This is a genomic window from Rhizobium sophorae (assembly GCF_013087515.1).
Taxonomy (GTDB): Bacteria; Pseudomonadota; Alphaproteobacteria; order Rhizobiales; family Rhizobiaceae; genus Rhizobium; species Rhizobium sophorae.
In genome coordinates this window covers 36,855-61,961 of sequence record NZ_JABFCN010000058.1, presented here as the reverse complement: position 1 = coordinate 61,961, position 25,107 = coordinate 36,855, and the positions used below count along the sequence as shown (strand labels likewise).

Genomic DNA, 25,107 nt, shown 5'->3' with positions numbered 1-25,107 from the left:
CGCCGATGTTTTACGAGATCCGGACCTATCGGCTGAAGAACGGCACGATCCCGCAATATCTTAAGGTCGTCGAGGAGGAGGGGATCGAGATCCAGAAGAGCCATCTCGGCACGCTCGTCGGCTACTACTTTTCGGAGATCGGAACGATCAACGAGATCGTCCACATCTGGGCCTTTGCGAGCCTCGACGACCGGGAAGCGCGGCGCCAGAGGCTTTTGGCCGATCCCCGGTGGCAAGCCTTCCTGCCCAAGATCCGCGATCTGATCGAGGTGGCGGAAAACAAGATTATGAAGCCAGCTAACTTTTCTCCCAGGAGTGAGGCGCGCTGACGGCATAAGGCATACCCGTAGGACAAACCAGAACAAGGATAAGGGAACATGAAAACAACATTTGCTTTCGCGGCGGTTGCCGCATTCGTGGCTGTGTCCGTGCCGGCACACGCCGACAACATGGTCTTCTCGAGCTGGGGGGGAACGACCCAGGACGCGCAGAAGGCAGCGTGGGCCAGCCCGTTCACGGAAAAGACCGGTATCACCGTCGTACAGGACGGGCCGACGGATTACGGCAAGCTCAAGGCGATGGTCGAGGCTGGCCAGGTCACCTGGGACGTTGTCGACGTCGAAGGCGACTATGCCGCCCAGGCCGGCAAGAATGGCCAGCTCGAGAAACTCGATTTCTCGGTCATCGACAAGTCCAAGCTCGATCCGCGCTTCGTGACCGATTATTCGGTCGGCAGCTTCTATTATTCCTTCGTGATCGGCTGCAACGCCGATGCCGTCAGCGCCTGCCCGAAGACATGGGCGGATCTGTTCGATACGGCGAAGTTCCCGGGAAAGCGCACATTCTACAAGTGGTCGGCGCCCGGCGTGATCGAGGCGGCGCTGCTTGCCGACGGCGTGGCCGCCGACAAGCTCTATCCGCTTGATCTCGACCGCGCCTTCAAGAAGCTCGATACGATCAAATCGGATATCGTCTGGTGGTCGGGCGGCGCACAATCGCAGCAGCTTCTGGCATCCGCCGAGGCTCCCTTCGGCAGTGTCTGGAATGGTCGCATGACCGCGCTTGCGGCGAGCGGTATCAAGACCGAGACCTCATGGGAACAGAACATCACCGCTGCGGATTCGCTCGTCGTGCCGAAGGGTTCGCCGAACGTGGAAGCGGCGATGAAGTTCATTGCAATGGCGACCTCGGCCGAACCGCAGGCCGCCCTTGCAAAAGCCACCGGATATGCGCCAATCAACGTTGACTCGGCCAAGCTGATGGATCCGGAGACGGCCAAGACCCTGCCGGATCAGCAGACGGCCAACCAGGTGAATGCCGACATGAATTACTGGGCGGACAATCGCGATGCCATCGGCGAGAAGTGGTACGCCTGGCAGGCGAAATAACCTGAAACGGCAGATGAACGGGCACGGCGAATGTTCGCCGTGCCTCCCACAGCGTCGGTGCCCGTTTGTTGGACCTCGGCGCCTGCGGAAATTGACGGGTGGGAAGGACTGTCATGTCGACATATAGCGATGCCTCCGCTGCAATTGCGCCCCTGCCAAAGGTGCGCAGGGCAACAGGGTTTGGCGGGGTCCTTCCGGCTCTCGCCTTCGTGGCGATTTTTTTCATCGCGCCGGTGGCGGTGCTCTTGTTGCGAAGCGTGCTGGAACCCGTGCCGGGCCTTGGAAACTATGCACAGCTGATCGGGTCCGCGACCTATCTCAAGATTTTCGCCAACACCTTCATCGTGTCGGGACTCGTCACAGTGATTTCGCTGCTGATCGGATTTCCCGTCGCCTGGGCGCTGGCAATCATGCCCGGGCGCCTGACCTCGGTGATCTTTGCAATCCTGCTCCTGTCGATGTGGACCAACCTGCTTGCCCGCACCTATGCCTGGATGGTGCTGCTGCAGCGGACCGGGCTCATCAACAAGATGCTGATCGGAATGGGGCTGATCGACAAACCCCTGGCACTGGTCAACAACCTTACCGGGGTGACGATCGGCATGACCTATATCATGCTGCCCTTCATCATCCTGCCGCTCTACGGCGTGATCAAGAAGATCGACCCATCGACCCTGCAGGCGGCAGCACTTTGCGGCGCCAATCGGTGGCAGTGCCTGACCCGTGTTCTGCTGCCCTTGGCCATGCCGGGCATGGCGGCTGGTGCCCTCATGGTCTTCGTCATGTCGCTTGGTTATTTCGTCACGCCGTCGCTTCTCGGCGGCACCGCGAACATGATGCTCGCAGAGCTGATCGCGCAATTCGTGCAGTCGCTGGTCAACTGGGGCATGGGAGGTGCTGCGGCGCTGGTTCTCCTCGTGGTGACCCTGTCGCTTTATGCCGTGCAGTTGCGCTTCGTCGGCAACCAGAACCTGGGAGGGCGTTGACATGTTGCTCAATTTCGACCGCCTCGGCTGGTGGAAATACATCCTGCTGACGATAACGGTTCTGACTGCAGCCTTTCTGCTGCTGCCGATCGTTTTTATCGCCGCGCTGTCCTTCGGCTCCTCGCAGTGGCTGATCTTTCCGCCGCCCGGCTGGACGCTTCAGTGGTACAGCGAGCTCTTTGCCGATCCGCGCTGGCTGGAATCGGCCTGGACGAGCTTCAAGATCGCGGTCATCGTGACGATCCTGTCGGTGCTGCTCGGACTCGTGACCTCCTTCGGGCTGGTGCGTGGTTCGTTCCTGTTCCGCGATGCGCTGAAAGCGCTGTTCCTGACGCCGATGATCCTTCCCGTCGTGGTCCTTGCGGTCGCCCTTTATGCCTTCTTCCTGAGGATCGGCCTTGGCGGCACATTGGTAGGCTTCGTCATTTCGCACCTCGTTCTTGCGCTGCCCTTCTCGATCCTCTCCATCTCAAGTGCACTGGAGGGCTTCGACAAGTCGATTGAGGATGCGGCGGTTCTGTGCGGGGCATCGCCTCTCGAAGCAAAGATCAGGGTCACCCTGCCGGCGATCAGCCATGGGCTGTTTTCGGCGGCCGTCTTCTCGTTCCTGACATCCTGGGATGAGGTGGTGGTGGCGATCTTCATGTCCAGTCCGACCTTGCAGACGCTGCCGGTCAAGGTATGGGCGACGCTCCGGCAAGACCTGACGCCCGTTGTCGCCGCGGCGTCGACCCTTCTCATCCTTTTGACGATCCTCTTGATGGCGCTGGTTGCCGTCGTGCGTAAGGTACTGAAACAATGAAAGAACCATTCCTTCAGATCCGCGGAATACGCAAGGAATACGGCCCTGTCGTCGCCGTCCACGACGTCAATCTCGACGTACGGCGCGGGGAGTTCCTGACCTTTCTCGGACCGTCAGGATCCGGGAAAAGCACCACCCTCTACATCCTGGCCGGTTTTGAAACTCCGACGAAAGGCGACATCACGCTGGAGGGCAAGACCCTGCTCGACACGCCGTCGCACAAGCGCAACATCGGCATGGTGTTCCAGCGCTACACGCTGTTTCCGCATCTGACGGTGGGCGAAAACATCGCATTCCCGCTGAAGGTCAGGCGCAAGTCCAAGGCCGAGGTCGACAGCAAGGTGAAGGAGATGCTGCGCCTCGTGAGGCTCGAAGGCTTCGAGGATCGCAAGCCCGCACAAATGTCCGGCGGCCAGCAGCAACGCGTCGCCCTTGCCAGAGCCCTTGCCTATGATCCGCCGGTGCTTCTGATGGACGAGCCGCTGTCGGCGCTCGACAAGAAGCTGCGCGAGGAAATCCAGCACGAGATACGCCGGATCCACCAGCAGACCGAAGTGACGATCCTCTACGTCACCCACGACCAGGAGGAAGCGCTCCGGCTCTCCGACCGGATCGCCGTCTTTTCCAAGGGCGTCATCGATCAGATCGGGACGGGCCCGGAACTCTACGCCAATCCGCGGACCCGCTTCGTGGCAGAATTCATCGGCGACAGCGATTTCATTTCATGCGACCTGCTGTCATCCTCCGATGGGCAGGCCACCATTTCGCTTGGCGGCGGGAGCGTCTTCAATCATATTCCGGTGCATGGAAAAGGAACCTCCGGGACGAGGGCAGCCCTGATGCTGAGGCCGGAGCGCATTCGGTTGTCGCGAAACCAGACGGCGGGAGCGGGTCTTGCCGCAACGGTCAGCGACATTACCTTCCTCGGCAACAATATCCACGTCTCCACCGAGACGGCGACGGGCGAGGCGCTGGCGGTTCGCCTGCCATTCGGTCACGAGGCTATCGCGGGGCTCAGTCGTGGCGATATAGTCCATCTGAATTTCGATCCCGGTGCCGCTCACGTATTCTGTTGAAAGTTGTCATATGAAGCTCAATGATCCCTCGCTGTTCCGTCAGGCATGCCCCATCGCCGATCGCTGGATCGAAGCGGAAGGCCGCAACGCGGCGACGGTCCGCAATCCGGCGACAGGCTTGCCGCTGGGGGTGGTCCCTGACCTCGGTGCGGCGGAAACGGAAGATGCGATCCGCGCCTCCGTGATTGCCCAGAAGCTTTGGGCGAAGAAGACCGCCGGGGAGCGCGCCGCCGTTCTGAAGGCTTGGCACCGGCTGATGATCGAAAACCGCGACGATCTGGCGATGATCCTGACGCTGGAGCAGGGAAAACCCCTGGCCGAGGCCAAAGGGGAGATCACCTATGGTGCGAGCTTCATCGAATGGTTCGCGGAAGAGGCGAGACGCATCAACGGCGAGGTCGTACCGGGACATCAGCCGGACAAGCGGATCCTCGTCCTGCGCCAGCCTGCAGGCGTGGTGGCGGCGATCACGCCCTGGAATTTTCCGAACGCGATGATCACCCGCAAAATCGGCCCCGCGCTTGCCGCCGGCTGCGCCGTCGTTCTCAAGCCGGCGCTGCAGACGCCATTCTCCGCCATAGCGATTGCCGTTCTCGCCGAGCGCGCCGGCCTGCCGCCTGGGCTTCTCAACATCGTCACGGGTGATGCAGCGGCAATTGGTGGGGCGTTGACGGCAAGCCGTGACGTTCGAGTCCTGACATTTACCGGCTCCACCCGGACGGGCGAACTGCTTTACCGGCAATGTGCGCCGACGATCAAAAAGCTCGGTCTCGAACTTGGCGGTAATGCACCCTTCATCGTGTTCGACGACGCCGATCTCGACGCTGCGGTCGAAGGCGCGCTCATCGCCAAATTCCGCAACAACGGCCAGACCTGCGTCTGCGCCAACCGGCTCTATGTCCAGGACGGCGTCTACGAGGCCTTTGCCGCCAAGCTCGCCGAGGCCGTTTCGGGTTTGAAGGTGGGTAACGGTCTCGACCGTGACGTCGTGCTTGGCCCGCTTATTGACGACAACGCCGTCGCCAAGGTCGAAAGCCATATCAGCGATGCCGTAGCAAAAGGCGCCGGGATCGTCCTCGGCGGCAAGCGCCACGCGCTTGGCGGCCATTTCTTCGAACCGACGATCCTGCGCGATGTTGCTGCCGGCATGCAGGTCGCGCGCGAGGAAACTTTCGGGCCGCTTGCACCGCTTTTTCGTTTCCGTGACGAGCAGGACGTCATCGAACAGGCAAACGACACCGAGTTCGGGCTTGCGTCGTATTTTTACGCCCGCGACCTGTCGCGGGTATTTCGCGTGGCCGAAGCGCTCGAATATGGGATGGTCGGCGTCAATACCGGTCTCGTCTCGACCGCGGAAGCGCCGTTCGGCGGCGTCAAGATGTCGGGTCTCGGTCGCGAAGGGTCGAGGCACGGATTGGACGAATATACCGAGCTTAAATATGTATGCTTGGGCGGCATTGCCTGAGCTGGTCGGTGCTTGGGCTTTGCAACGGGCCGCGCTTCAAGCGCCATACCCAGTCGACCGTGAAGAATGCCAGCCGCTAAGCGGTGCGGGTGTTTTCTCTGCCGTGGAACCAGGCGAGCATCAGCCACAAAAGCTTCCTGAACCAGTTGAGGAGGAGGGAGAAGTTGTAGCCGGCAGCAGCCAGGATGGCATTGGTGGCATCGCCGTGTTCGCCGGCGAGATAGTTGCGGCCCATGAGGTGCTCGGCCTTGATATGGCCGATGACCGGCTCGACGGCCGCGCGCCGCCGCATCTGGCGCTTGATTGCCGGTGTGACACGGCGGTTCTGGCCGCTGGTGAAAACCCGGAACCTGTAGCTTTCCGGCGCATTGTGGCCGGGGTAGCCGGCGTCGGCGAGGATGCGCTCGATGTCGTTGCCGATGGTCTCTTCCATATCCGGGATCACCGTCGCCAGCGTGTGGCCGTCAGCAGCGTCCCGCTGCCAGTTCGGGCCGCATCCGAACACGAACCGTCGTAGCAGATCGCCGCAAAAGCCAGCAACCGCCGGATCTGATCGGTATCCTTCGTCTGTCGTGCGAGCTGCGAAAAGCAGCTCCGCCGTGTTGTCATCTCACCTCACCGCGATAGAGGAGGAAAAATAAACGACCACTAGATCTGTTGCGCGTTTTTCTGAGATTGGCTGCGATAGAATTGAACGCTGCCGCTACGCGAAATATACAGCACCGATGCTATGCTGAAACCCGCAACACCGATTCCAGCAACCAAATCGACGACATAGTGTCCGCCTTCGGTGATGGCAGCCAGCAGCATTAGCACATTTAAGAAAATCATCGGAAATCTTATCCATCGTATTGTCCATGCGCCCCAACTGCACAACACAGCTACCGCCGCATGGACCGACGGAAATGAGATGATGCCGCTTGCATGCTCCAATTGCAGGACAAAATTTGGGTCATTTCTGACGGCTACAATTTGTGGGACGTATTCAACTCCGAGTATGCCATTAATGTTTTTGAGATCGCCAGGGCGGAGGGAAAAATCTGTGTAGGTTCCGAGCGCTGGATACCAAATGGTGATGATACTCGCGATGACGCAAATGAGGCCATATGTCCCCACGACCTGATACGCGCGAGAGCGATGACCGCACAGGCTCAGCACCACTGGAAGGAATAAGAGCTGATAGTGGAATGTTTGATATGCAGTCATCAGTGACTTTGCGAGCAGCGGATGCGCGTCGAAAAAGGCAATCAAACTCAACCAGTCGATGCCAAGAAGGCGATCCATTTGGAGAAGCTGCTGATCCTGCAGGGGCAGCTTCAGCGCAAAAGCAACGTAGGTGGACACGACGAGCGGACTCGTTAGCAATAAGCCCATGCCAGTGCATTCAACAATGCAGAGCAGTGACGGGATCCCGCGCCAATAACACAGGAGGCCAAAGCCCAAGAGAAAAATCATGGCACCCGCGCTTAGCTGCGTGAAGCCTCTTGCATCCACCGACAGGCCAACGAGCCAAGCCAGTATCGGAACAATCGCGTAGGCACATCCGGTAAGGCCTATCAAAAAGGCTCGCGCTTTGGATGTCTCGGACATGAGATAACCTATTGACGTGTGCGGGACCTATTATCAATCATAAGTTAAGGTTTAGTGGATTTTGTGGCCGTTTGTTGCAACTTGAAAGCGTCACCTTTGAATCGAGCCACGAACGAACAATGCCAGTGAAGGTCCTTATCACTCCGAACCTTGAATGTAAGGAAAAATTCCATTACTTTGGTATTGACTTAAGAAGGAGATTTTCCATGCCTTCCCTTGCCGTCACAATGAAAGGGCAGATCACGCTGAGACGGGATTTGCTGACGCATCTTGGGGTCAAACCGGGGGAGCGGATCGAATTCGACAAGCTCCCCGGCGGCGAACTGCGGGTCAAGGCTGCTCGTCCAACGGGGACGATCGACGATTTTATCGGTCGGCATGCTGGCAAGACGAAAAAGCCGTTGACCATCGAAGAGATGAACGAAATCGCAGCTTCGGGCTGGGCCGGCGAGGAATGAAAGTCACAGTCGATACCAACATTCTTGCTCGGGCAGTCCTGCAGGATGATGCCGAGCAGGGAAGGGCAGCGGCAAAGCTCCTCAGGCAAGCATCGCTGATCGCGGTTTCCCTGCCGAGCTTATGTGAACTGGTCTGGATATTGCGTCGAGGAGCCAGGCTGTCAAAGGAAGATGTTTCACAGACGATCCACGACCTGCTCAACGCGGGCAATGTGGCGATGAACCGCCCTGCGGTCGAAGCAGGACTGGCCATGCTGGAGGCGGGCGGCGATTTCGCGGATGGTGTGATTGCCCATGAAGGAGCATGGCTTGGCGGCGAAAGCTTCGTATCTTTCGACAGGCAGGCGGTGGAACTGCTAATCCGCCAAGGCCAATCCGCGCATCTTCTCGCCTGAAATTCCGCCGGCTCATGAGCGAGACGGCGCGGACGTTAGCTTCAGAACCGATGTTCCGCTCCTTCGACCGGATTTGCCCAGACCGTCATTCCGGGCGCATACGGCGTCTCGCCTTCGGCGCGCACCACCATCTCGCCGAGTTCGGGAACATCGAGGTAGAGGATCGCGTCGGCGCCAAGCCGCTCGAGATGCCGGATCCTGCCCTGCCATTGCCCGACACCTTCCGAAAGCCTGATATGTTCCGGACGAATGCCGTAGGTCGTGCAGTTCAATCGCCGTGCGGTCTCGCCGCCATAGAGGTTCATCTTCGGGCTGCCGATGAAGCCGGCGACGAAGGGTGTTGCCGGATTGCGGTAGAGCTCCATCGGGCTGCCGATCTGTTCGACCACCCCGCCATTCAGGACGACGATCTTGTCCGCCATCGTCATGGCTTCGACCTGGTCGTGGGTGACATAGATCATCGTCGATTTCAGGCGGGCGTGCAGATCTGATATCTCAAGGCGCATCTGGGCTCTGAGCGAAGCGTCGAGATTGGAGAGCGGCTCGTCGAACAGGAAGACCTTGGGATCGCGGATGATCGCCCGGCCGATAGCAACGCGCTGCCTCTGGCCGCCGGAGAGTGCTTTCGGCTTTCTCTCCAGCAGCTGGGTGAGCTGCAGCGTTTCCGCTGTCGCCGCGACCTTGGCGGCGATTTCCGCCTTTGGGCGGCGGGCGAGCGAAAGGCCGAACCCGATGTTCTCGGCGACGGTCATGTGCGGATAGAGCGCATAGCTCTGGAACACCATGGCAATGCCGCGCTCGGAGGGTTCGGAATAGGTCACATCCTTGCCGCCGATGGTCAGCGTGCCGGAGGTCGTTTCTTCCAGGCCGGCGATGATGCGTAGCAGCGTCGACTTTCCGCATCCGGACGGGCCAACGAAAACGACGAACTCGCCGGAGGCAACCTCCAGATCGACTCCCTTGATGACTTCAAGGGCGCCAAAGCTCTTGCGAACCTGTTTGAGAGTGAGTTCAGCCATTTTGCTACCCCTTTACGCCGCCAGCCGTCATGCCCGCGACAATCTGCCGGTTGAAGAAGATGAAGACGATCAGCGGCGGGATCGTCACGAGGAGGATGTTCATGAAGAGGAGATTGTATTGGCTCGAATACATGCTCTGGAAATTATAGAGCGTCAGCTGCACGGTCACGTTCTCCCGGCCAGGAAGGTAATAGAGCGGATTGGTGAAGTCGTTGAAGATCGCGATCGACTGCACGACGATATTGGTCACGGTCACGGGTTTCAGAAGCGGCAGGATCACCCGGAAGAAGATCTGCCGGGGCTTGGCGCCGTCGATCAGCGCTGCCTCATCGAGATCGCGCGGTATGGTCGAGATGAACGACCTATAGAGCAATATCGAAAAGGAGAGATTATAGGCGACCTGGATCAGGATCATCCCGGTCATGGTCTTGAAGAGACCGATCTCCTGCAAGAGGCCGATGGTGGGCACGACGGCCGGCGGCATCATCAGGCCCATGAAAAGCGCAATGGAGGCCACCCTGTTCCAGATGGTCTTGCGGCGCTGCATGACATATCCGACCATCGCCGACAGCAGTATGAGGATCGTGACAGAGACGACGGTGATCACGGTGGAGTTGAAATAGGCGAGCACGAGCTGATAGTCGCGCGCCTTGAAGACGGCCACCAGATTATCCCAGAGCAGCCAATGCTCGGGCAATTCGAAATCCAGGCGAGACGCTTCGGATTTCGATTTGACTGCCTGGAGAGCGACGAAAACGAACGGCATCACGAAGATGACGGCCGCCACTGCAAGCGCTATCGCGCCCGTCACATAAGGGCGGCTGCTTCTCATTCTTCGACCCCGCGCCGGTTGAACCAAAGGGTGAATGGCAGGATGATCACGGCGATCAGCGCAAACAGGATGACGTTGCCGGCCGTCGACAGGCCGTAGAAACCGGCCTGGTACTGTTTGTAGATGACCGAAGCGATCACATCGGAGGAGAAACCAGGCCCGCCGCGGGTCATTGCCCATATCAGGTCGAATGACCGAAGCCCGCCGATCAGCGACAGCGTCACGACGATGACGGTGGCGGGACGCACGAGCGGCAGGGTGATCCGGAAAAATTGCTGAAGGCGCGTGGCGCCGTCAATTCTCGACGCCTCATAATAATCGGGGCTAATGGCGGCAAGGCCGGCGATGAAGATCAGCGTGGCGAGCCCGACACCCTTCCAGACATCGACCAGGGCCACTGAAAAAAGCGCCAGTGCCGGATTGGTCAGCCATCCAGGTCCCGGAATGCCGATCGTCTCGAGCGCGACGTTGATAATGCCCTTCGTGGGATGCATCATCACCGCGAAGGTGATGCCGATGCCGATCGTCGACACCAGGACGGGGAAGAAGACCAGCGTTCGCAGGAAACCGCGGGCAAAAATATTACTGGTCAGAAGCACGGCCAGCAGCAGCCCGCAGACCGTCTTCAGGCCGGACGTCGTCACAGCGTAGATCAGCGTGTTGACGAGCCCCTGGATCAGGAACGGTTCCGAAAAGAACTGCTGGAAGTTCTCAAGCCCGATGAATTCGGCGGTCGACAGATCCCAGCGCGTCATGCTGAACCAGAGAGATGAAATCGTCGGAACCAGAAACAGCACGCCGTAGATGATTGCGGCCGGAATGAAAAACCACAGCGGGTAGGGCGATTTTCGCGAGCGGGGGGGTGTCTCGATCATGACTACCTCTTCGATCGGGTGGAACCTCGCTCCTTCGGGAGCGAGGTTGCCCGCAATTCAAAGTGTTACAGCCTCCTTTGCGCGTCTGAAAAGACGCGCGGCGCTGTAGCCCGAAGGATCGCTACCAGTTCGGCAGACCGAGCTGCTTGGCCTGCTTGCGCACGTCGTCGTCATAGAGCTTTGCCGCGTCGGCCGGCTGGCGAATGCCGGAGCCGACTTCGACGGTAATCTGCTCGAGGGACGGTCCCTTGATCGGCGAAACGAATTCCAGTGCCGGTGTCGTCATGCCTTTGGTTTCGAAATAGGGGAGCATGTCCTTGACCACAGGCGGCACGTCGGCCGGCAGATCGCAGCCCTCGACGAGCGAAGGTCCCTGAACGGTGTTGATTTCCATCATGATCTTGCAGCCCTCGACGCTTCCGGCAAAATCCACGAATTTCTTCGCTTCTTCGATATGCGCGCTGGCGGCGGGAATGTAGAGGGCCGGCGGCATCCAGACGGTCAGGCCGTTGGTTGCGGCGGCGTCGCTCGGCTGGGCGAAGAAGCCGACATCGCTGAGGTTTTCGGGATAATTCTGCTTGAGCACGCCGACTGCAAAGGTCAGCATCGGATAATGCGCTGCCTCGCCCGTCGAAACCATTCTCAGGCCATCATCATAACTTGCCGCGCCGAAGTCCTCATTCATCAGACCGGCGTCGTGAACATCCTTCAGCCGTTCGAAGCCTTTCATGGCCGCAGGCGTCTCGGCATATTTCGCCTTGTTGGCGGTGTAGTCGGCGGCGAAGTTCGGCACGGCGGCATGCAGGTTGTAATAGTCAGCCAGAACGAACAGCTGCGAGGTCCAGGTATCGCGGTAGGTCTGCACCACTGCGACCTTGCCCGATGCCTTAACCTTTTCGTTGTTCGCCATGAAGTCCGCCCATGTCTTCGGGACGGTGAGGCCGAGGTCCTGGTAGATTTTCCTGTTATAGAGGATCCCGCCCGCCATCGCCGTGCCGAAGGGAACGCCGTAGAGTTTGTCGTCGGCGCGGACGACTGACTTGAAACCGTCGTCCACCTTCGCTTGCGACGAGAGGCCACTCAGATCGACAAGCGTCTGTGTCGGCTTCAGCGCCTGCAGCAGCGAACCGGAATTATAGAGGAACACATCGGGCATTTCACCGGTCGCCAGGCGCGTCTTGACGATGTTGTCGCCTTCGCCGCCACCGGGCCGCTGCTCGATTTCGATCGTTACGTCAGGCGCCTTGGCCTGGTAGGCGGCAACCAGCGCTTCGGCGGCCGCGACTGTGTCCGGGCTGTTGTCGATTAGCAAAGACAGCGTGGTGTCCGCATGCGACGGGCCAGCCGCGACCAGTGCCAAAAGCGCGGAGGCGCCCGCAAGAACGAGTTTAATCCGATGTGTCATGACGTTCCTCCTCTGAACGATGTGACGTGTATGCTCCTCAAGAATTGGGTAGGGAAAAGACGAGCCGGTGCGTCCCCGAGGGAAGAATGGCTTCCTCGACGACAGGCTCTCCGTTGAGCGACGGGTTTTGATGCCGTTTTCCGGGCCGGAACCGGCCGATGCAGCCCTCCGGAAGCGTCAGCACGTAGGTGACCTCGTTGCCGGCGCAATGCCAGCCGGCCTCGATGCGTCCCTGGCTGATATCGTGATAGGCCGAAACCGGCGAAAGGGATGGAATCGGTGCGGGATCGACGATCACCTCGATAAATCCGGGCGCGCTCGGGCTTGGCGAAATTCCGGCGACGCTTTCGAACAGCCACTGGCAGACGGCGCCATAGGCATAGTGGTTGTAGCTGTTCATGTCGGGTTCGTAGATGGTGCCGTCGGGCGCCATGGAATCCCAGCGCTCCCAGATCGTCGTCGCTCCCTTCGAGACCTGATAGAGCCAGCCCGGTACATCCTCCTGCAGGAAGACCTTTTCGGCCAGATCGTCCATCCCTAGTTTCGTCAGCGCCGGCAGCAGGGCAGGCGTGCCGATGAAGCCGGTGCCGATTTTGTAGTCGGCATCGATGATCACCTGTCGGAAATGCTGCTGTGCGGCTTGCCTATGCTCGGCCGGTATCAACTCGTGCAGGAAGGCCAGCGCATAGGACGTCTGGTCGTTGTGTGCGAGCCGTCCCGATGGCGTGATGAACTCGTTGGTGAATGCCAGCCGGATTTCGTTGGCGCGCTGTTTCATTCGCTCTTCAAGCGCATGCTCGCCGAGCGTGGCTGCGATCCTTGCCAGAAGGTCGGTCGAGATGAAATGGTAGAGTGTGGCCGCGCAGTCGTCGGCGATCGTCGGGCGAGGCTTCCGGTTGTCGCCGACCGGCTGCAGCCAGTCGCCGAAGGTAAAGCCGCGGTCGCCCCAGCGCGACGGTGGGCGCACCAGCGGACCATCCGAGATCGACCAGACGAAATCGACCCAGCGCACCATCGAATCCAGACATTCCGCCAGGACAGCCCGATCGCCGTAATGGGTGTAGAGAACCCAGGGGATGACGACGATCGCATCGCCCCAGCCGGTCGAGCCGGCATAGCCCGGGAAATTGGCCGGATGCAGACGTGTCGGATCCGGTGAAAAATGCGAGACGGCGCCGTCCTCGCGCTGGTCGGCCATCACGTCGCGCAGATATTTCCTGAGGAAGGATTGGCTGTCGCTCAGCCAGCAGGCGGTTGCGGCAAACACCTGGGCGTCGCCCGTCCAGCCCAAGCGCTCGTCGCGCTGCGGGCAATCGGTCGGCACTTCGACGAAATTGGCGCGCTGCGACCAGATGGTATTCTCGACGAGGCGATTGACCAGCGCATTGCCCGAGGTGAAACCGCCGGCCGGCTCGGGCACCGACGAAATCGGCACGGATGCGATCGCCAGGATCTTCGCGTCGCCCTTGACCGTCACCCTGGCATAGCGGAAGCCGTGGAAGGTGAAATGCGGCGCGTAAGTCTCCTCACCGTCGCCGCGCAGCGTGTAGACTGTATGTGCGGTGGCCGTGCGATAGTTGCGATTGTCGAAGTGACGATCAGGGCCGAGAACTTCCGAATGCTCTACCCGCACTTCGGCGCCGGCAATGCCGCGGACCGTGTATCTGATATAGCCGCCAGCATTCTGGCCGAAATCGTAGACCGTCCTGCCGTCATCGTCGGTCCAGCTTTCCACAGGGGCGAGTGGCCGCAACTCGCGCACCGCAGCAGTTTCATGCGCGACGAGCAATTCCCTGTCGAACGGCAATCTCTCGGTGCCGTGGGTTTCGACGCGGTTTTCCTGCCGGGCATCGTAGACCTCGCCGAAATAGATCCCCGACTTCAGGATCGGCAGAAGACCGCTTCGCCATGTGGTGTCGGTCGAAAGAATGGTGCCATCAGGTCCGATCAGATCGGCGATAGCGCCGATTCTGTCGCCCCAGCAGTTCGGGATCGCTTTAGCGCCCCACATCAAAGGCGACCGGTACCACCCGTCGGCAAGCCAGATCTCGATCCGGTTCTGGCCCGGCTTGAGCAGATTCGAGACATCATATCGCTGATAGGCAAGGCGATCGTCGTAGTTCGTCCAGCCTGGGGTCAACAGGTCGTCGCCGACGCGAATGCCGTTGATGAAGCAGCGATAGAGGCCAAGAGCGGAGATGAAGAGTTCGACCGGAAGCCCCGCGCCATCATGATCGAAGGTGCTGGAGACGAAGCTTGCGACCGTTCCCTGGCCGCCGTCCGACAGCGGCGCGATCATATCCCCGGACCAGGCGCGCGAAACGAGATTGCCGCTGACGGCTGCCGGCTGAAAGTTCATAAAGTCCTCCCGACAATTTGTAGAACGTTCTCCATATAACGTTCTACATTTTCTTCGGAAGCGCAATAGAAATTTCGTTGCCAGTCTGCCATGGTGGTTCAGCGGGCGCTGTTGACGACTCGCAGCCGCAAGCCAGAGATTTCATGCCCATCGAAGACAAACAAAAGCCGCAACGAAACGATCGCGTGACGATCCGGACCGTGGCAACCCATGCAGGCGTATCGGTCGCAGCGGTTTCCAAGGTGATGCGCAACGCCTACGGCGTCAGTGACGCGTTGCGCGCAAGGGTGACGGATGCCATCGAGGTGCTCGCATATCGCCCATCGCGGGCAGCCAGGGGGCTGCGCGGTCGAAGCTTCACCATCGGCGTGCTCCTGATCGACATTCGCAATCCCTTCCTTCCTGAGGTGATTGCCGGCGTGAACGGGGTGCTGGCGCCCTCGCATTATCAGGCGATGATCGGCGTCAGCGATGCGCGCGTGCAACTGGAGACGTCGTTGATCGAGTCGATGATCGACTACAAGATGGACGGCCTGATCCTCGTTGCGCCGCGCTTGCCCTCGGAGATCCTCGCAAAGTTCGCAGTCCAGATACCGATCGTCGCGGTCGGTTACCACGATGCCGGCGCGACGGCCTTCGACACCGTCAACACCGACGATCAGCGCGGCGCGGAGATCGCCGTGGAAGCGCTTCTTGCCTGCGGCTATCGCGACATCGAGATGCTCAGCCTTGGAGAGCGCGAGGGACACGCGGTCTCAGTCGTCCGCCAGCGTGAAATCGGGTTTCGCCGGGCGATGCAGCGCAGCGGGCTCGGCTCGTCTGCAGTGATCGGAAAAATTCCGATAGCCTCGCCAAAGCGGGAAGAGGCAATGCGAAAATTCCTATCGAGGAAGGACAGGCCGCACGCCGTGTTCTGCTGGAGCGATCTCGACGCGATCATCCTTCTGAGCCTGGCCATGGAGATGGGTGTGCGCGTGCCCGAAGACCTCGCCGTCATCGGATACGACAACTCGTCGACCGCGGCACTTGGCCTCGTCAATCTCGCAAGCATCGATCAGTCGGGCAGGGAGCTCGGCCAGGTCGCCACCAGGGCCTTGATTTCCAGAATAGAAGGCCGCACCAGCGCCGAGCATATTCTCCAGACACCGTCGCTGGTCAGCCGCAACAGCCTGATCCGTTCCGGCAATGGCACGGACAAATAATAGCGACGGCGCCGCCTTGTCTCTGTTCTTGCCGTCGTTTTCAGTCGGATCGAAGGGGGCTGCCGCACGATTGCCGCACGACCAGGCGACACGGCAATCTCGTGATGCCGGCAGGGACCGGTTCACCCTTGGAGAGGCTGAGGATTGCCAGGCCGGCGCGATGGCCCAGTTCCTTCAACTCCATGTCGATGGTGGTCAGCGGCGGGCGCGTCTGCCGTGCCACGACCTCCCAATTGTCGAAGCCGACCACGGCGACATCCGTGGGAATCTCCACATTGAGGTCGCGTAGCGCATCGATGACACCTCGGGCGATCTCGTCGCTGCCGCAGAAGATGGCGTCGGGTTTTGCGCCGGGCCGGGCAAACACCGTCTGAACGGCTTCGTGACCCCATTCCTCCGACCAGTCGCCGAACATCGCTTCGGCCCCGTCGCCGCAGGCGTCGAGATAGGATTGGGCACGGATGCGAGCGGCCAGATAATCCCGCGGCCCGGTGATGTGGAGGATCCGCGAGCGACCGAGCTCTTTCAGGTGATCGACGGCGAGGCGGGGGCCCTGTTCGTCATCCGGAAAGAAGGTGACGCTGTCAGCCGGCCCCTCGGCAAAGACGTAGACGACGGGTATCGGCAGGCGGGATAGCTGGACCGGCGGCGTGAGGTCGAGGCGCGTCGCGGTGAATATGATGCCGTCGACCTGCCGGTCGAGAAGCGCCTCCAGGTGCTGCTGGGCGAGCCTTGGATCATTGTTCGTGGCGCAGAGGAAGACGGACACGCCGTGATCGACCAGCACCTCCGATACCCCGGCCGCCATCGGCAGCGTCAGTCGCCCATAGGTATCGTTCGTCAGCATGCCGATCGCATGGCTTCGCTTGCTTAGCAACCCACGAGCGAGTGCATTGGGCCGAAATCCGATCTCCTCCGCCACGCGCCGAACCCGCTCGCGCGTCTCGGCGTTCGTCCGGCCCGTGCCGTTCAGTGCGTTTGACGCCGTCGAAATGCTGACGCCCGCAGCCTTTGCCACGTCGTAAATCGTCCGTCTCCGATCACCCGTATTGTTCAAGATCTGCCTCGTGTTCGATCCCTGATAAAAGCTTTTAGCAGAAAAAAATGAGCTGTTAAAAGGTTTTATCAATCGGACATCAGATTTATGCACACAGACTGTCGACATCAAAAAAAATCTGATCTAACGTCCATTTCGTCCGATGGCCTTGGGCCTGAACGAGAAAAAGGGGAACAAGCATGCTTCGACTGAAAACAACGATCACCGCTCTTGCGCTGCTGGCAAGCTCTTCTCTCGCCGGCGCCGAAGAAATCACCCTATGGGTGCGCACGTCGTCCGGCGCCGTCCTTCAGGGATTGGCCGACAAATACAACGCCTCGCACTCCGACAAGGTCAACGTCACCCAGATCACGGCGGAGCAGATGGTGCCGAAGCTGGGTGCGGCGATTGCCGGCAGCGCGGCTCCTGACGGTGCCGTGCTCGACCTGATCTATCTCCCTACCTTTGCTGCCGCGGACGGTCTCGAGGATATCTCCGACTTCGTGAAGGGCCTGCCTTATTCCGCGGCCATGAGCCCGTCCCACATCCGCCTTGCCACCTATGACGGCAAGATCTACGGCGTGCCGGCCCTGCCGGATGCCTCGATCATTGCTTATAACACCGATCTGTTCACCAAGGCCGGCCTCGATCCGAACAAGGCGCCGGCATCGATGGAGGAGATTGCCGCCGACGCCAAGAAGATCGCCGCGCTCGGCAACGAGACCTATGGCTTCTATTTCGTCGCCAATTCGGGAAGCTGGCTGATCTACGACTTCCTGCCGCATCTCTGGGCCGCCAATGCCGATGTGCTGAGCGATGACGGCCGCAGCGCTACGGTCGACACGCCGGCGCTGCGTGAGACCATTGCTGCCTATCGCGATATGTGGAAGGCCGGCGCGATCCATCCGACCTCGCGTTCCGGCAACGGCAACAATGCCGTCGAAGCCTTCGCCTCGGGCAAGGTCGGCATCCTGATGACCGGCTCTTACATCGTCAATCTGCTGACCAGCAAATATCCCGACGTGAAATTCGCCGTCGCACCGATCCCCGGGCCTAAGGGCGGTGAATCGAGCTTTGCCGGCGGCGATACGCTTTCCCTGATCAAGGGCATCAGCGAAGAGAAGAAGAAAGTCGCGCTCGACTTCGTCAATTTTTACATGCAGCCCGAGCAGCAGGTCTACATCACCCAGGAATCGGGGATGCCGTCGCGTACCGACCTCGCAGCGGAAGCCTATGCGAAGTTCGATCAGCGCAATCTCGTCGCCTACAATATCCTCGCCAAGGCGCGCACGCCCTACACATTTTCGTCCGACGAACTCTTCGTCAGCCGCACCGGACCCTTCCTCAATCTGATCCAGGGCACGATCTTCGGTGACGACGTCGACGCAACGATCGCCAAGACGCAGGCCGACTTCACCCGTATCCTCGAACGCACCAATCCGAACTAAGCCGACGCGTTTCGGCAGGGTATCCGCGGATGCCCTGCCGTCGCCTTCACATCTCGATTTTCAAGCGGAAGGAGGAGTAGCGGTGATATCCTCGACACTTCGCAGCCGGAGGCGCGCGGTCGCGACCGGAGAACCGGAGCCAAAGGGTTGGCTTGGCCTTGCCTTCATCCTGCCGGGCTTGCTGTTCATCGTCGTGCTTTTCCTCGTGCCGCTTGTCATGACGGTCTGGATGAGTTTCTACAACTGGCCGCTTCTTGGCCGGACTAAATTCATCGGCCTCTCCAACTATGCCGAGCTGATCGGCGATACCCAGCTCTGGCATTCTCTGGGTTTCACGCTGCTCTATACGGTGCTCGTCACGGCTGCGATCTTCCTGGTGGCCTTTCCTCTGGCGCTGCTCGTCGACCGGCCGCTGCGCATCGCCGGCTTTTTCCGCACGATCTATTTCATGCCGGTCGTCATCGGCTTCGGGGCGGCCTCGACATTGTGGATGTGGCTGCTCAATCCCGATAGCGGCGTCTTTGCGCAGTTGCTGCGCGGAGCAGGCATCATCGACAGCGCCCCGAGGCCGCTCGAAAGTTTCTGGCCGGCACTCGGCGTCGTCATTCTGATGGTCGTCTGGAAAACAGCCGGCTTCACGATGATCATCCTTCTGACCGGCCTACAGAGCATATCCAACGACGTCATCGAAGCGGCCAGGATCGACGGAGCCAGCGTCTGGAGCCGGTTTCGGCGCATCACGCTGCCCTTGATGAGGAACTCGGTCGTGCTGGCGCTCGTCCTCAACGTCACCTCGTCGATGCTGGCCTTCGACCAGTTCTTCATCATTACCCAGGGCGGCCCTGAGAACAGCACGATCTCCGCGGTCTTCTCGATCTATCTCGCCTCGTTCTCATCCTACCGTCTCGGTTATGGCTCGGCGATCTCCTTTGCCCTGCTCGTCGTCCTGGTGGCGATCAGCGCGATCCAGTTCGTCCTGCTGCGCCAGCGGCCGGAGGAGGGTTGATGGAACGGCTCAACCACAATCTCGCAGTCAAGCCGGCGAGCGAGCGGCTCGGTTATCTCGCCTTCGTTCTGACGGCATGCGTCTTTGCCGTCTTCTTCGTGATGCCGATCGTCTGGTCCTTCGCCAATTCCTTCAAGCCCGCGGCCGCAGCACTTGCCGACCCGGCAGCGCTTTTCTCGAAAGCCTTCTCGCTTGAAAATTACCGCCGCCTCGAACATGTCGGTGCAGGCTGGTACGTCTATGCCGGCAATTCGGTGCTGATCGCCGCCGGAACGGTGATCCTGACGGTGCTCGTCTCGGTGCCGGCGGGATACGGATTTTCGAAATTCCGTTTTCCCGGTCAGTCGCTGCTCTTCGTGCTGATCATGGCGACGATGATGATCCCGTTCCAGTCGATCCTGACGCCGCTTTTCCTGATCCTGAAGGTCTTCCGGCTGCAGAACAGCCTTTTCGGACTGGTGCTGATCTACGTGACCTTCCAGCTTCCTTTTTCCGTTTTCATGATGCGCAACGCCTTCGATGCGGTGCCGAAGGCGCTGATCGAAGCGGCTCGGATAGACGGTGCGTCGCAGGCGACGATCCTGCGCCGGATCATGCTGCCGATCGCGCTTCCCGGTGTCGCCACCGTTGCGATGTTCGCCTTCCTGAATTCCTGGAACGAGTTCCTCGCTGCCCTCATTTTCCTGTCCGACCAGAACAAGTTCACGCTGCCGATCATGCTGGTGAATGTTTCGTCGGGCATCTACGGCATCATCGACTGGGGTGCGCTGCAGGCCGGCATAGCCGTGACCATGGTCCCCTGCATCCTGCTTTTCCTTCTCTTGCAACGATATTACGTGCGCGGCCTGACGGCCGGCGCCGTGAAGTGACAGCGCTCGTTCCGCACAGGAGTCCTCATGACCAGCTCACCTCGTTTTCAACCGGCACGCGCTGCGGGACGGCGGCGATACAGGCCCGCCGATCATTCCAGTGTCGTATTCCATGGCGGTTTCTGGCAGAGCTGGACGGAGACGGTCCGCAACGTCACCATCCCGACGCAGCACAAGCGGTTGGAAGAGGAGGGCTTCCTCGAGGTGCTCGATTTTGACAAGCCGGCCGGGCCGCTGGTGCGCCCGATCCAGCCGAGCGGACTGTCGATGCAGCATTTCTTCGATTCCGATTTCGGCAAATGGATCGAGGCCGCAAGTTACACGCTGAAGGCTCACCCGAATGCGGCGCTCGAGACGAAGATCGATGCTATCGTCGAAAAGCTCGAAAAAGGGCAGATGGCGGATGGCTACCTCAACAGCTGGTTCATTCGCCGCGAGCCGGGCAGGCGCTGGACCAATCTGCGCGACCTGCACGAGATGTATTCGATGGGTCACTTGCTGGAAGGGGCCGTGGCCTATTACGAGGCGACGGGAAAGCGTCGGTTCCTCGATGTGATGGTCCGCGCCGTCGACCATATCATCGCCACCTTCGGCGCGGAGCCCGGAAAGCTTAGAGGTTATGACGCCCATGAGGAAATCGAGCTGGCGCTGGTCAAGCTCTATCGCGTGACGCGCGAGCCGCGGCACCTGAAGCTTGCGACCTACTTCGTCGACGAACGTGGCCGGATGCCCTCATATTACGACGAAGAGGCCCGCAAACGCGGCGAGAGCCCTGATGATTACGTCTACAAGACATATGCCTATAGCCAGGCTCATATGCCGGTGCGCGACCAGCACCAGGTCGTCGGCCATGCGGTCCGCGCCATGTACCTGTTTTCTGCGATGGCGGATCTCTCCCATGAAAACGACGATCCGACATTGAAGGAAGCCTGCGACCGGCTTTTCGACAATCTGGTCAGCCGCCAGCTCTACGTGACCGGCGGCCTTGGCCCGTCGGCATCCAATGAAGGGTTCACCCGGGAATTCGACCTGCCGAATGAGACGGCCTATGCCGAGACATGCGCAGCCGTCGCGCTCGGCTTCTGGAGCCATCGCATGGCGCAGGTCGATCTCGACAGCAAGTTCACCGACAGGCTGGAAACGGTGCTCTACAACGGCGCGCTTTCCGGCATCTCGCGCGACGGCGAGCATTATTTCTATGAGAACGTCCTTGAAAGCCACGGGCAGCACCGCCGGTGGAAATGGCACTACTGCCCCTGCTGCCCGACCAACATTGCCCGTTTCATCACGTCGCTCGGCCAATATTTCTATTCGACTGATGATCATGAGCTCGCTGTTCATCTCTACGGCACCAATTCGGCTGAGCTGACAGTCGGCGAGAATTTCGTGCGCCTGATCCAGGAGACGCAATATCCCTGGGATGGCGACATCAGCCTTCGGTTCGCCGTCGAGCGGCCAAGCCGGTTTCAGCTTCGTCTTCGCATCCCCGGATGGTGCAGGCAGGCGCAGATCTCGGTTAACGGCGTTGCCGTCGATCTCGATCAATGCGTGACGAAGGGTTATGCGGCAATATCAAGAGAATGGCGCAATGGCGACGAGGTCCGCATCGGCTTCTCGATGCCCGTCGAGCGCATCTACGCGCATCCTGCCGTCTCCGAAGACGGTGGACGCGTCGCGCTGCGGCGCGGGCCTGTCGTCTATTGCATCGAGGAGACGGACCTCGGCGGCGAGCCGCAGCGGCTCCGCCTGCCGGCATCTGAGGAAATTTCCGCACGCTACGATGCCGTGCTTCTCGGCGGAGCGACCGTCCTCGAAGGCTCTGCGCTCGAAGCCGATATATCCGATTGGCAGAATGCGCTCTATCGCACCGCGCCTCCCTCGCTGAAGGAGCGGCCCTTCACGGCGATCCCCTATCACCTCTGGGCCAATCGCGAGCCCGGAGCGATGGCGATCTGGTTGCAGGAGGTCTAGGAGAAAACCATGGCACGGCTGGAACTCAAGAGCATCGTCAAATCCTATGGCATCTACGAGGCCGTGCGCGGCATCAGCCTTGACATCGAAGACAATGAATTCGTCGTTTTCGTGGGCCCGTCGGGATGCGGAAAATCGACGACATTGCGCATGATCGCGGGTCTCGAACACATCACCGGCGGTGAGATCGTGATCGGCGATCAGGTCGTCAACCGGCTTGGCCCGGGCAAACGCGATATCGCCATGGTCTTTCAGAACTACGCGCTCTATCCACACATGACGGTGCGGGAGAATATTTCGTTCTGCCTGGAGCAGCAGAAGCTTGCCAAGAGCGAGATTGACGCGCGTATCATCAGGGCGGCGGAAACCCTGCATATCAGCGAGCTGCTCGGCCGGCGTCCGGGCCAGCTTTCAGGCGGCCAGCGCCAGCGCGTCGCGATGGGACGCGCCATCGTGCGGAACCCGAAAGTCTTTCTCTTCGACGAGCCGCTGTCCAACCTTGATGCCAAGCTTCGCGTGCAGATGCGCACGGAGATCAAGCGGTTGCACCAGCTGTTGCCGACGACCACCGTCTACGTCACGCACGACCAGGTTGAGGCGATGACCATGGCGGATCGTGTCGTGGTGATGAATGGTGGCATCATCGAACAGGCGGGGCCGCCACAGGCACTCTATCATCGGCCCGTCAGCCAGTTCGTCGCCGGCTTCATCGGCTCACCGTCGATGAATTTCCTGTCCGCGACGCTGCTATCACGAGAGAAGGGTCTCGTCGTCAAGCTGACCGACGGCAGCGAGCTTCCAGTGCCGGAGATGCGCGCCGGCGACTATGCCAGCCATGCCGGTAAATCAGTGGTGTTCGGGATCAGGCCGGAATCGATCACCGACCGCCAGACCCGCCCTGGTTATGCCAACATCGAAGCGAAGATTGATCTTGTGGAACCACTCGGGCCGGAGACCATGGTCTATTTCGGCATCGGCGAGGCAAGCCTTTGCGCCTGCATCGATCCAGAGAGCGGGCCGAGGCCGATGTCGACGATGCCGCTCTCGTTCAACATGAACCAGATGCATCTGTTCGATCCGGCGAGCGGCCGGTCGCTGGCCCTTGCCTGAAGAGCAAACACGGAAAGGCCGGCAACCGCGGGGTCGCCGGCCTCGTTGATCAGGCAGCCTGGCGGATCTTCGAGGGACGCGTGGCGGCGGCCTTCTCGACCATCGCGGTGACTTCGGCGCGGCGGGCGCCCGAAAGCGGCAGGCGCGGCATGCGAACGCGTTCGGAGCCGCGGCCCATGATCTGCTCGGCGAGCTTGATCGACTGGACGAGGTCGTGCTCGGCATCGAGGTGCAGAAGCGGCATGAACCAGCGATAGATCTTGCGGGCCTCTTCCCAGTCACCGCGTTCGGCGGCGGCGACGAGCTGCACGGATTCCTGCGGGAAGGCGCTGGTCAGGCCGGAGACCCAGCCCTTGGCGCCGAGCATCAGGCCTTCAAGCGCTACGTCGTCGAGACCCGCGAAGATATCGAAACGATCGCCGAATTCATTGATGAGATCGGTGAAGCGGCGTGGATCCGGCGCACTTTCCTTGACCGCCTTGATGTTCGGCACGTCGGCAAGCACCTTCAGCACATCGGCGCCGATATTGACGCGGTAGGCCGGTGGATTGTTGTAGAGCATGATCGGCAGTGAGGTCGCTTCGGCGACGGTGCGGAAATGTGCAATCAGCTCTTCGGGCTTCGGCACATAAACCATGGCCGGCAGCAGCATCAGCCCGTCGGCGCCGAGCTTTTCGGCGTCGCGAGCATAGGCGACGGCACGGCGCGTGTCGAATTCGGAAACGCCGGTGACCACGGGAACGCGGCCGTTGACGACCTCGACGGCCGCTTTCAGGATCGTGCGCTTCTCCTCGGGGTCCAGCGAATTGTTTTCGCCGCATGTGCCCATGACGATCAGTCCGTTGACCCCGTCGCTCACAAGCGCGTCCTGGACACGCTGGGTCGAGGGCAAGTCAACGGAAAGATCTTCGTTGAACTGCGTCGTTACGGCGGGAAATACGCCCTTCCATCCTGTGGTCATCGATCGAGCCTCGTTGAAACTGGTTGCTTTATATACAAACTGTCGACAAGATTCAATGATGTGATCTTGCAAATTTGAACCCCCGAAGACCGACATTGCGAGAATCGGCCGAAACGAAATACAAGGCTCTAACGAAAGAGGGCAGACGGATGCGGAACGACGCGGAAAATGTGCGGGTGCGCGGCTCTGGCACGCAGAGCGTCTATGTGACGCTCAGGCAGGAAATCCTGTCGATGGCGCTGGAACCCGGCAGTCCGCTCGACGAAGTGCGGCTGTCGGAGCGTTTCCGGATGTCGCGGACTCCCATTCGTGAGGCGCTGTTGCGGCTCGCCGCCGACGGGCTCGTCACGACGCTGCCGAACAGGAACACGATCGTCGCGACGATCGATTTCGCAAGCCTGCCCACCTATTTCGAAGCGCTGACGCTGATGTACCGGGTGACGACCCGCGGCGCGGCGCAACGGCGAAACGGCGAGATCATGAAGACCGTCCGCCGGCATCAGAAGGACTTCGCCGAAGCCGTTGCGGCGCGCGATGCCTATGCGATGATCGAGGCTAACCGCGAATTTCACGTCGCGATTGCCGAACTTGCCGGCAATTCCTATTACACGGCCTTCTTCGCCAGGCTGCTCGACGAAGGCCGCCGCATCCTGCGCCTTTACTACTCGACATTCGACGACCGCCTGCCGCGCCAGTATGTCGACGAACATGAGGAGATCATCGCCGCGATTGAGGCCGGTGACGTCGAGCGGGCGGACCGCCTGGCGATCGCCCATGCCGGGCAGATCGTTCGCCAGATCCAGGAATATATCGCCCGCGATCTGGACCGGCCGGTAGCGATCAGCATGTCCTGA

The 25,107-nt window shown here is 60.4% G+C and carries 23 protein-coding genes and 1 pseudogene; 15 read left to right on the top strand and 9 right to left on the bottom strand.

Going from position 1 to position 25,107, the window contains the following annotated elements:
* Window positions 1-5: 5 nt before the first annotated feature.
* From G9X64_RS31075 to G9X64_RS31050, 6 genes are all read left to right on the top strand, one after another.
* A complete protein-coding gene (locus G9X64_RS31075; RefSeq protein WP_168311828.1) occupies window positions 6-329 on the top strand; it encodes an NIPSNAP family protein in 324 nt (107 codons plus the stop codon).
* Between the two features lie 48 nt (window positions 330-377).
* On the top strand, window positions 378-1,388 hold the full coding sequence (locus G9X64_RS31070) for an ABC transporter substrate-binding protein (RefSeq protein ID WP_017958318.1): 1,011 nt from the start codon (window positions 378-380) through the stop codon (window positions 1,386-1,388).
* 113 nt (window positions 1,389-1,501) lie between these two features.
* Complete coding sequence (locus G9X64_RS31065) at window positions 1,502-2,374, top strand: ABC transporter permease (protein WP_168311827.1); 873 nt, start codon at window positions 1,502-1,504, stop codon at window positions 2,372-2,374.
* Between the two features lies 1 nt (window position 2,375).
* Complete coding sequence (locus G9X64_RS31060) at window positions 2,376-3,176, top strand: ABC transporter permease (RefSeq protein WP_168311826.1); 801 nt, start codon at window positions 2,376-2,378, stop codon at window positions 3,174-3,176.
* Entirely contained in the window at window positions 3,173-4,252 is a 1,080-nt protein-coding gene (locus tag G9X64_RS31055; RefSeq protein ID WP_168311825.1) for an ABC transporter ATP-binding protein, read from the top strand. The genes G9X64_RS31060 and G9X64_RS31055 overlap by 4 nt, the downstream gene beginning before the upstream one ends.
* A 10-nt stretch (window positions 4,253-4,262) precedes the next feature.
* Window positions 4,263-5,717, top strand: a complete 1,455-nt coding sequence (locus tag G9X64_RS31050; RefSeq protein ID WP_171378075.1) for an NAD-dependent succinate-semialdehyde dehydrogenase — start codon at window positions 4,263-4,265, stop codon at window positions 5,715-5,717.
* Between the two features lie 76 nt (window positions 5,718-5,793).
* Here the strand turns inward: G9X64_RS31050 and G9X64_RS31045 are convergent.
* Both G9X64_RS31045 and G9X64_RS31040 read right to left on the bottom strand, forming a co-directional pair.
* Window positions 5,794-6,183 (bottom strand): annotated as a pseudogene (locus G9X64_RS31045) (transposase); the annotation flags it as partial.
* A 182-nt stretch (window positions 6,184-6,365) separates the two neighbouring features.
* Window positions 6,366-7,307 carry a phosphatase PAP2 family protein gene (locus G9X64_RS31040; RefSeq protein ID WP_171378074.1) on the bottom strand — a complete coding sequence of 314 codons (942 nt, stop codon included), beginning with the start codon at window positions 7,305-7,307 and terminating at the stop codon, window positions 6,366-6,368.
* Between the two features lie 206 nt (window positions 7,308-7,513).
* Between G9X64_RS31040 and G9X64_RS31035 the strand changes: the two genes are divergently transcribed.
* Window positions 7,514-7,765, top strand: a complete 252-nt coding sequence (locus tag G9X64_RS31035) for an AbrB/MazE/SpoVT family DNA-binding domain-containing protein (protein ID WP_168311861.1) — start codon at window positions 7,514-7,516, stop codon at window positions 7,763-7,765.
* Window positions 7,762-8,160: a type II toxin-antitoxin system VapC family toxin gene (locus tag G9X64_RS31030; protein ID WP_171378073.1), complete on the top strand. Its 399-nt coding sequence runs from the start codon at window positions 7,762-7,764 to the stop codon at window positions 8,158-8,160. The genes G9X64_RS31035 and G9X64_RS31030 overlap by 4 nt, the downstream gene beginning before the upstream one ends.
* A gap of 41 nt (window positions 8,161-8,201) precedes the next feature.
* Here the strand turns inward: G9X64_RS31030 and G9X64_RS31025 are convergent, their stop codons facing one another.
* From G9X64_RS31025 to G9X64_RS31005, 5 genes are all read right to left on the bottom strand, one after another.
* A complete protein-coding gene (locus G9X64_RS31025) occupies window positions 8,202-9,179 on the bottom strand; it encodes an ABC transporter ATP-binding protein (RefSeq protein WP_168311821.1) in 978 nt (325 codons plus the stop codon).
* A gap of 4 nt (window positions 9,180-9,183) precedes the next feature.
* Window positions 9,184-10,011 (bottom strand): carbohydrate ABC transporter permease, encoded by an 828-nt coding sequence (locus G9X64_RS31020; RefSeq protein ID WP_168311820.1) that lies wholly within the window; start codon window positions 10,009-10,011, stop codon window positions 9,184-9,186.
* The gene (locus G9X64_RS31015; protein ID WP_168316477.1) at window positions 10,008-10,886 is read right to left on the bottom strand and encodes a carbohydrate ABC transporter permease; all 879 of its coding nucleotides are present in this window, start codon (window positions 10,884-10,886) and stop codon (window positions 10,008-10,010) included. Before G9X64_RS31015 ends, G9X64_RS31020 begins: the two co-directional genes overlap by 4 nt.
* Window positions 10,887-11,007: 121 nt before the next feature.
* Window positions 11,008-12,291: an ABC transporter substrate-binding protein gene (locus G9X64_RS31010; RefSeq protein WP_171378072.1), complete on the bottom strand. Its 1,284-nt coding sequence runs from the start codon at window positions 12,289-12,291 to the stop codon at window positions 11,008-11,010.
* Between the two features lie 37 nt (window positions 12,292-12,328).
* Window positions 12,329-14,650 (bottom strand): family 78 glycoside hydrolase catalytic domain, encoded by a 2,322-nt coding sequence (locus G9X64_RS31005; protein WP_171378071.1) that lies wholly within the window; start codon window positions 14,648-14,650, stop codon window positions 12,329-12,331.
* A 143-nt stretch (window positions 14,651-14,793) separates the two neighbouring features.
* Here G9X64_RS31005 and G9X64_RS31000 point away from each other — a divergent pair, with 143 nt between their 5' ends.
* The gene (locus G9X64_RS31000) at window positions 14,794-15,852 is read left to right on the top strand and encodes a LacI family DNA-binding transcriptional regulator (protein WP_168311816.1); all 1,059 of its coding nucleotides are present in this window, start codon (window positions 14,794-14,796) and stop codon (window positions 15,850-15,852) included.
* Window positions 15,853-15,892: 40 nt separating this feature from the next.
* Here the strand turns inward: G9X64_RS31000 and G9X64_RS30995 are convergent, their stop codons facing one another.
* Entirely contained in the window at window positions 15,893-16,909 is a 1,017-nt protein-coding gene (locus G9X64_RS30995) for a LacI family DNA-binding transcriptional regulator (protein ID WP_171378070.1), read from the bottom strand.
* Between the two features lie 179 nt (window positions 16,910-17,088).
* On the opposite strand from G9X64_RS30995, the gene G9X64_RS30990 reads away from it, so the two are divergent.
* The 5 genes from G9X64_RS30990 (at window position 17,089) to G9X64_RS30970 (ending at window position 23,292) form a co-directional block, all read left to right on the top strand.
* A complete protein-coding gene (locus tag G9X64_RS30990) occupies window positions 17,089-18,336 on the top strand; it encodes an ABC transporter substrate-binding protein (protein WP_168311814.1) in 1,248 nt (415 codons plus the stop codon).
* Window positions 18,337-18,418: 82 nt separating this feature from the next.
* The gene (locus G9X64_RS30985) at window positions 18,419-19,342 is read left to right on the top strand and encodes a carbohydrate ABC transporter permease (protein WP_064654374.1); all 924 of its coding nucleotides are present in this window, start codon (window positions 18,419-18,421) and stop codon (window positions 19,340-19,342) included.
* Entirely contained in the window at window positions 19,342-20,211 is an 870-nt protein-coding gene (locus G9X64_RS30980) for a carbohydrate ABC transporter permease (protein WP_171378069.1), read from the top strand. Before G9X64_RS30985 ends, G9X64_RS30980 begins: the two co-directional genes overlap by 1 nt.
* A 27-nt stretch (window positions 20,212-20,238) precedes the next feature.
* Window positions 20,239-22,182, top strand: coding sequence for a glycoside hydrolase family 127 protein (locus G9X64_RS30975; protein ID WP_171378068.1), 1,944 nt, complete (start codon window positions 20,239-20,241; stop codon window positions 22,180-22,182).
* Window positions 22,183-22,191: 9 nt separating this feature from the next.
* A complete protein-coding gene (locus tag G9X64_RS30970) occupies window positions 22,192-23,292 on the top strand; it encodes an ABC transporter ATP-binding protein (RefSeq protein WP_168311812.1) in 1,101 nt (366 codons plus the stop codon).
* A 49-nt stretch (window positions 23,293-23,341) separates the two neighbouring features.
* Here G9X64_RS30970 and G9X64_RS30965 read toward each other — a convergent pair whose 3' ends face one another.
* Entirely contained in the window at window positions 23,342-24,253 is a 912-nt protein-coding gene (locus tag G9X64_RS30965) for a dihydrodipicolinate synthase family protein (protein ID WP_168311811.1), read from the bottom strand.
* A 149-nt stretch (window positions 24,254-24,402) separates the two neighbouring features.
* Between G9X64_RS30965 and G9X64_RS30960 the strand changes: the two genes are divergently transcribed.
* Window positions 24,403-25,107, top strand: coding sequence for a GntR family transcriptional regulator (locus G9X64_RS30960; RefSeq protein ID WP_017968568.1), 705 nt, complete (start codon window positions 24,403-24,405; stop codon window positions 25,105-25,107).

Bases quoted from the DNA above. Each gene is read 5' to 3' on its own strand.
- G9X64_RS31075 (WP_168311828.1), top strand. From the start codon at position 6: ATGTTTTACGAGATCCGGACCTATCGGCTGAAGAACGGCACGATCCCG.
- G9X64_RS31070 (WP_017958318.1), top strand. From the start codon at position 378: ATGAAAACAACATTTGCTTTCGCGGCGGTTGCCGCATTCGTGGCTGTG.
- G9X64_RS31065 (WP_168311827.1), top strand. From the start codon at position 1,502: ATGTCGACATATAGCGATGCCTCCGCTGCAATTGCGCCCCTGCCAAAG.
- G9X64_RS31060 (WP_168311826.1), top strand. From the start codon at position 2,376: ATGTTGCTCAATTTCGACCGCCTCGGCTGGTGGAAATACATCCTGCTG.
- G9X64_RS31055 (WP_168311825.1), top strand. From the start codon at position 3,173: ATGAAAGAACCATTCCTTCAGATCCGCGGAATACGCAAGGAATACGGC.
- G9X64_RS31050 (WP_171378075.1), top strand. From the start codon at position 4,263: ATGAAGCTCAATGATCCCTCGCTGTTCCGTCAGGCATGCCCCATCGCC.
- G9X64_RS31040 (WP_171378074.1), bottom strand. From the start codon at position 7,307: ATGTCCGAGACATCCAAAGCGCGAGCCTTTTTGATAGGCCTTACCGGA.
- G9X64_RS31035 (WP_168311861.1), top strand. From the start codon at position 7,514: ATGCCTTCCCTTGCCGTCACAATGAAAGGGCAGATCACGCTGAGACGG.
- G9X64_RS31030 (WP_171378073.1), top strand. From the start codon at position 7,762: ATGAAAGTCACAGTCGATACCAACATTCTTGCTCGGGCAGTCCTGCAG.
- G9X64_RS31025 (WP_168311821.1), bottom strand. From the start codon at position 9,179: ATGGCTGAACTCACTCTCAAACAGGTTCGCAAGAGCTTTGGCGCCCTT.
- G9X64_RS31020 (WP_168311820.1), bottom strand. From the start codon at position 10,011: ATGAGAAGCAGCCGCCCTTATGTGACGGGCGCGATAGCGCTTGCAGTG.
- G9X64_RS31015 (WP_168316477.1), bottom strand. From the start codon at position 10,886: ATGATCGAGACACCCCCCCGCTCGCGAAAATCGCCCTACCCGCTGTGG.
- G9X64_RS31010 (WP_171378072.1), bottom strand. From the start codon at position 12,291: ATGACACATCGGATTAAACTCGTTCTTGCGGGCGCCTCCGCGCTTTTG.
- G9X64_RS31005 (WP_171378071.1), bottom strand. From the start codon at position 14,650: ATGAACTTTCAGCCGGCAGCCGTCAGCGGCAATCTCGTTTCGCGCGCC.
- G9X64_RS31000 (WP_168311816.1), top strand. From the start codon at position 14,794: ATGCCCATCGAAGACAAACAAAAGCCGCAACGAAACGATCGCGTGACG.
- G9X64_RS30990 (WP_168311814.1), top strand. From the start codon at position 17,089: ATGCTTCGACTGAAAACAACGATCACCGCTCTTGCGCTGCTGGCAAGC.
- G9X64_RS30980 (WP_171378069.1), top strand. From the start codon at position 19,342: ATGGAACGGCTCAACCACAATCTCGCAGTCAAGCCGGCGAGCGAGCGG.
- G9X64_RS30975 (WP_171378068.1), top strand. From the start codon at position 20,239: ATGACCAGCTCACCTCGTTTTCAACCGGCACGCGCTGCGGGACGGCGG.
- G9X64_RS30970 (WP_168311812.1), top strand. From the start codon at position 22,192: ATGGCACGGCTGGAACTCAAGAGCATCGTCAAATCCTATGGCATCTAC.
- G9X64_RS30965 (WP_168311811.1), bottom strand. From the start codon at position 24,253: ATGACCACAGGATGGAAGGGCGTATTTCCCGCCGTAACGACGCAGTTC.
- G9X64_RS30960 (WP_017968568.1), top strand. From the start codon at position 24,403: ATGCGGAACGACGCGGAAAATGTGCGGGTGCGCGGCTCTGGCACGCAG.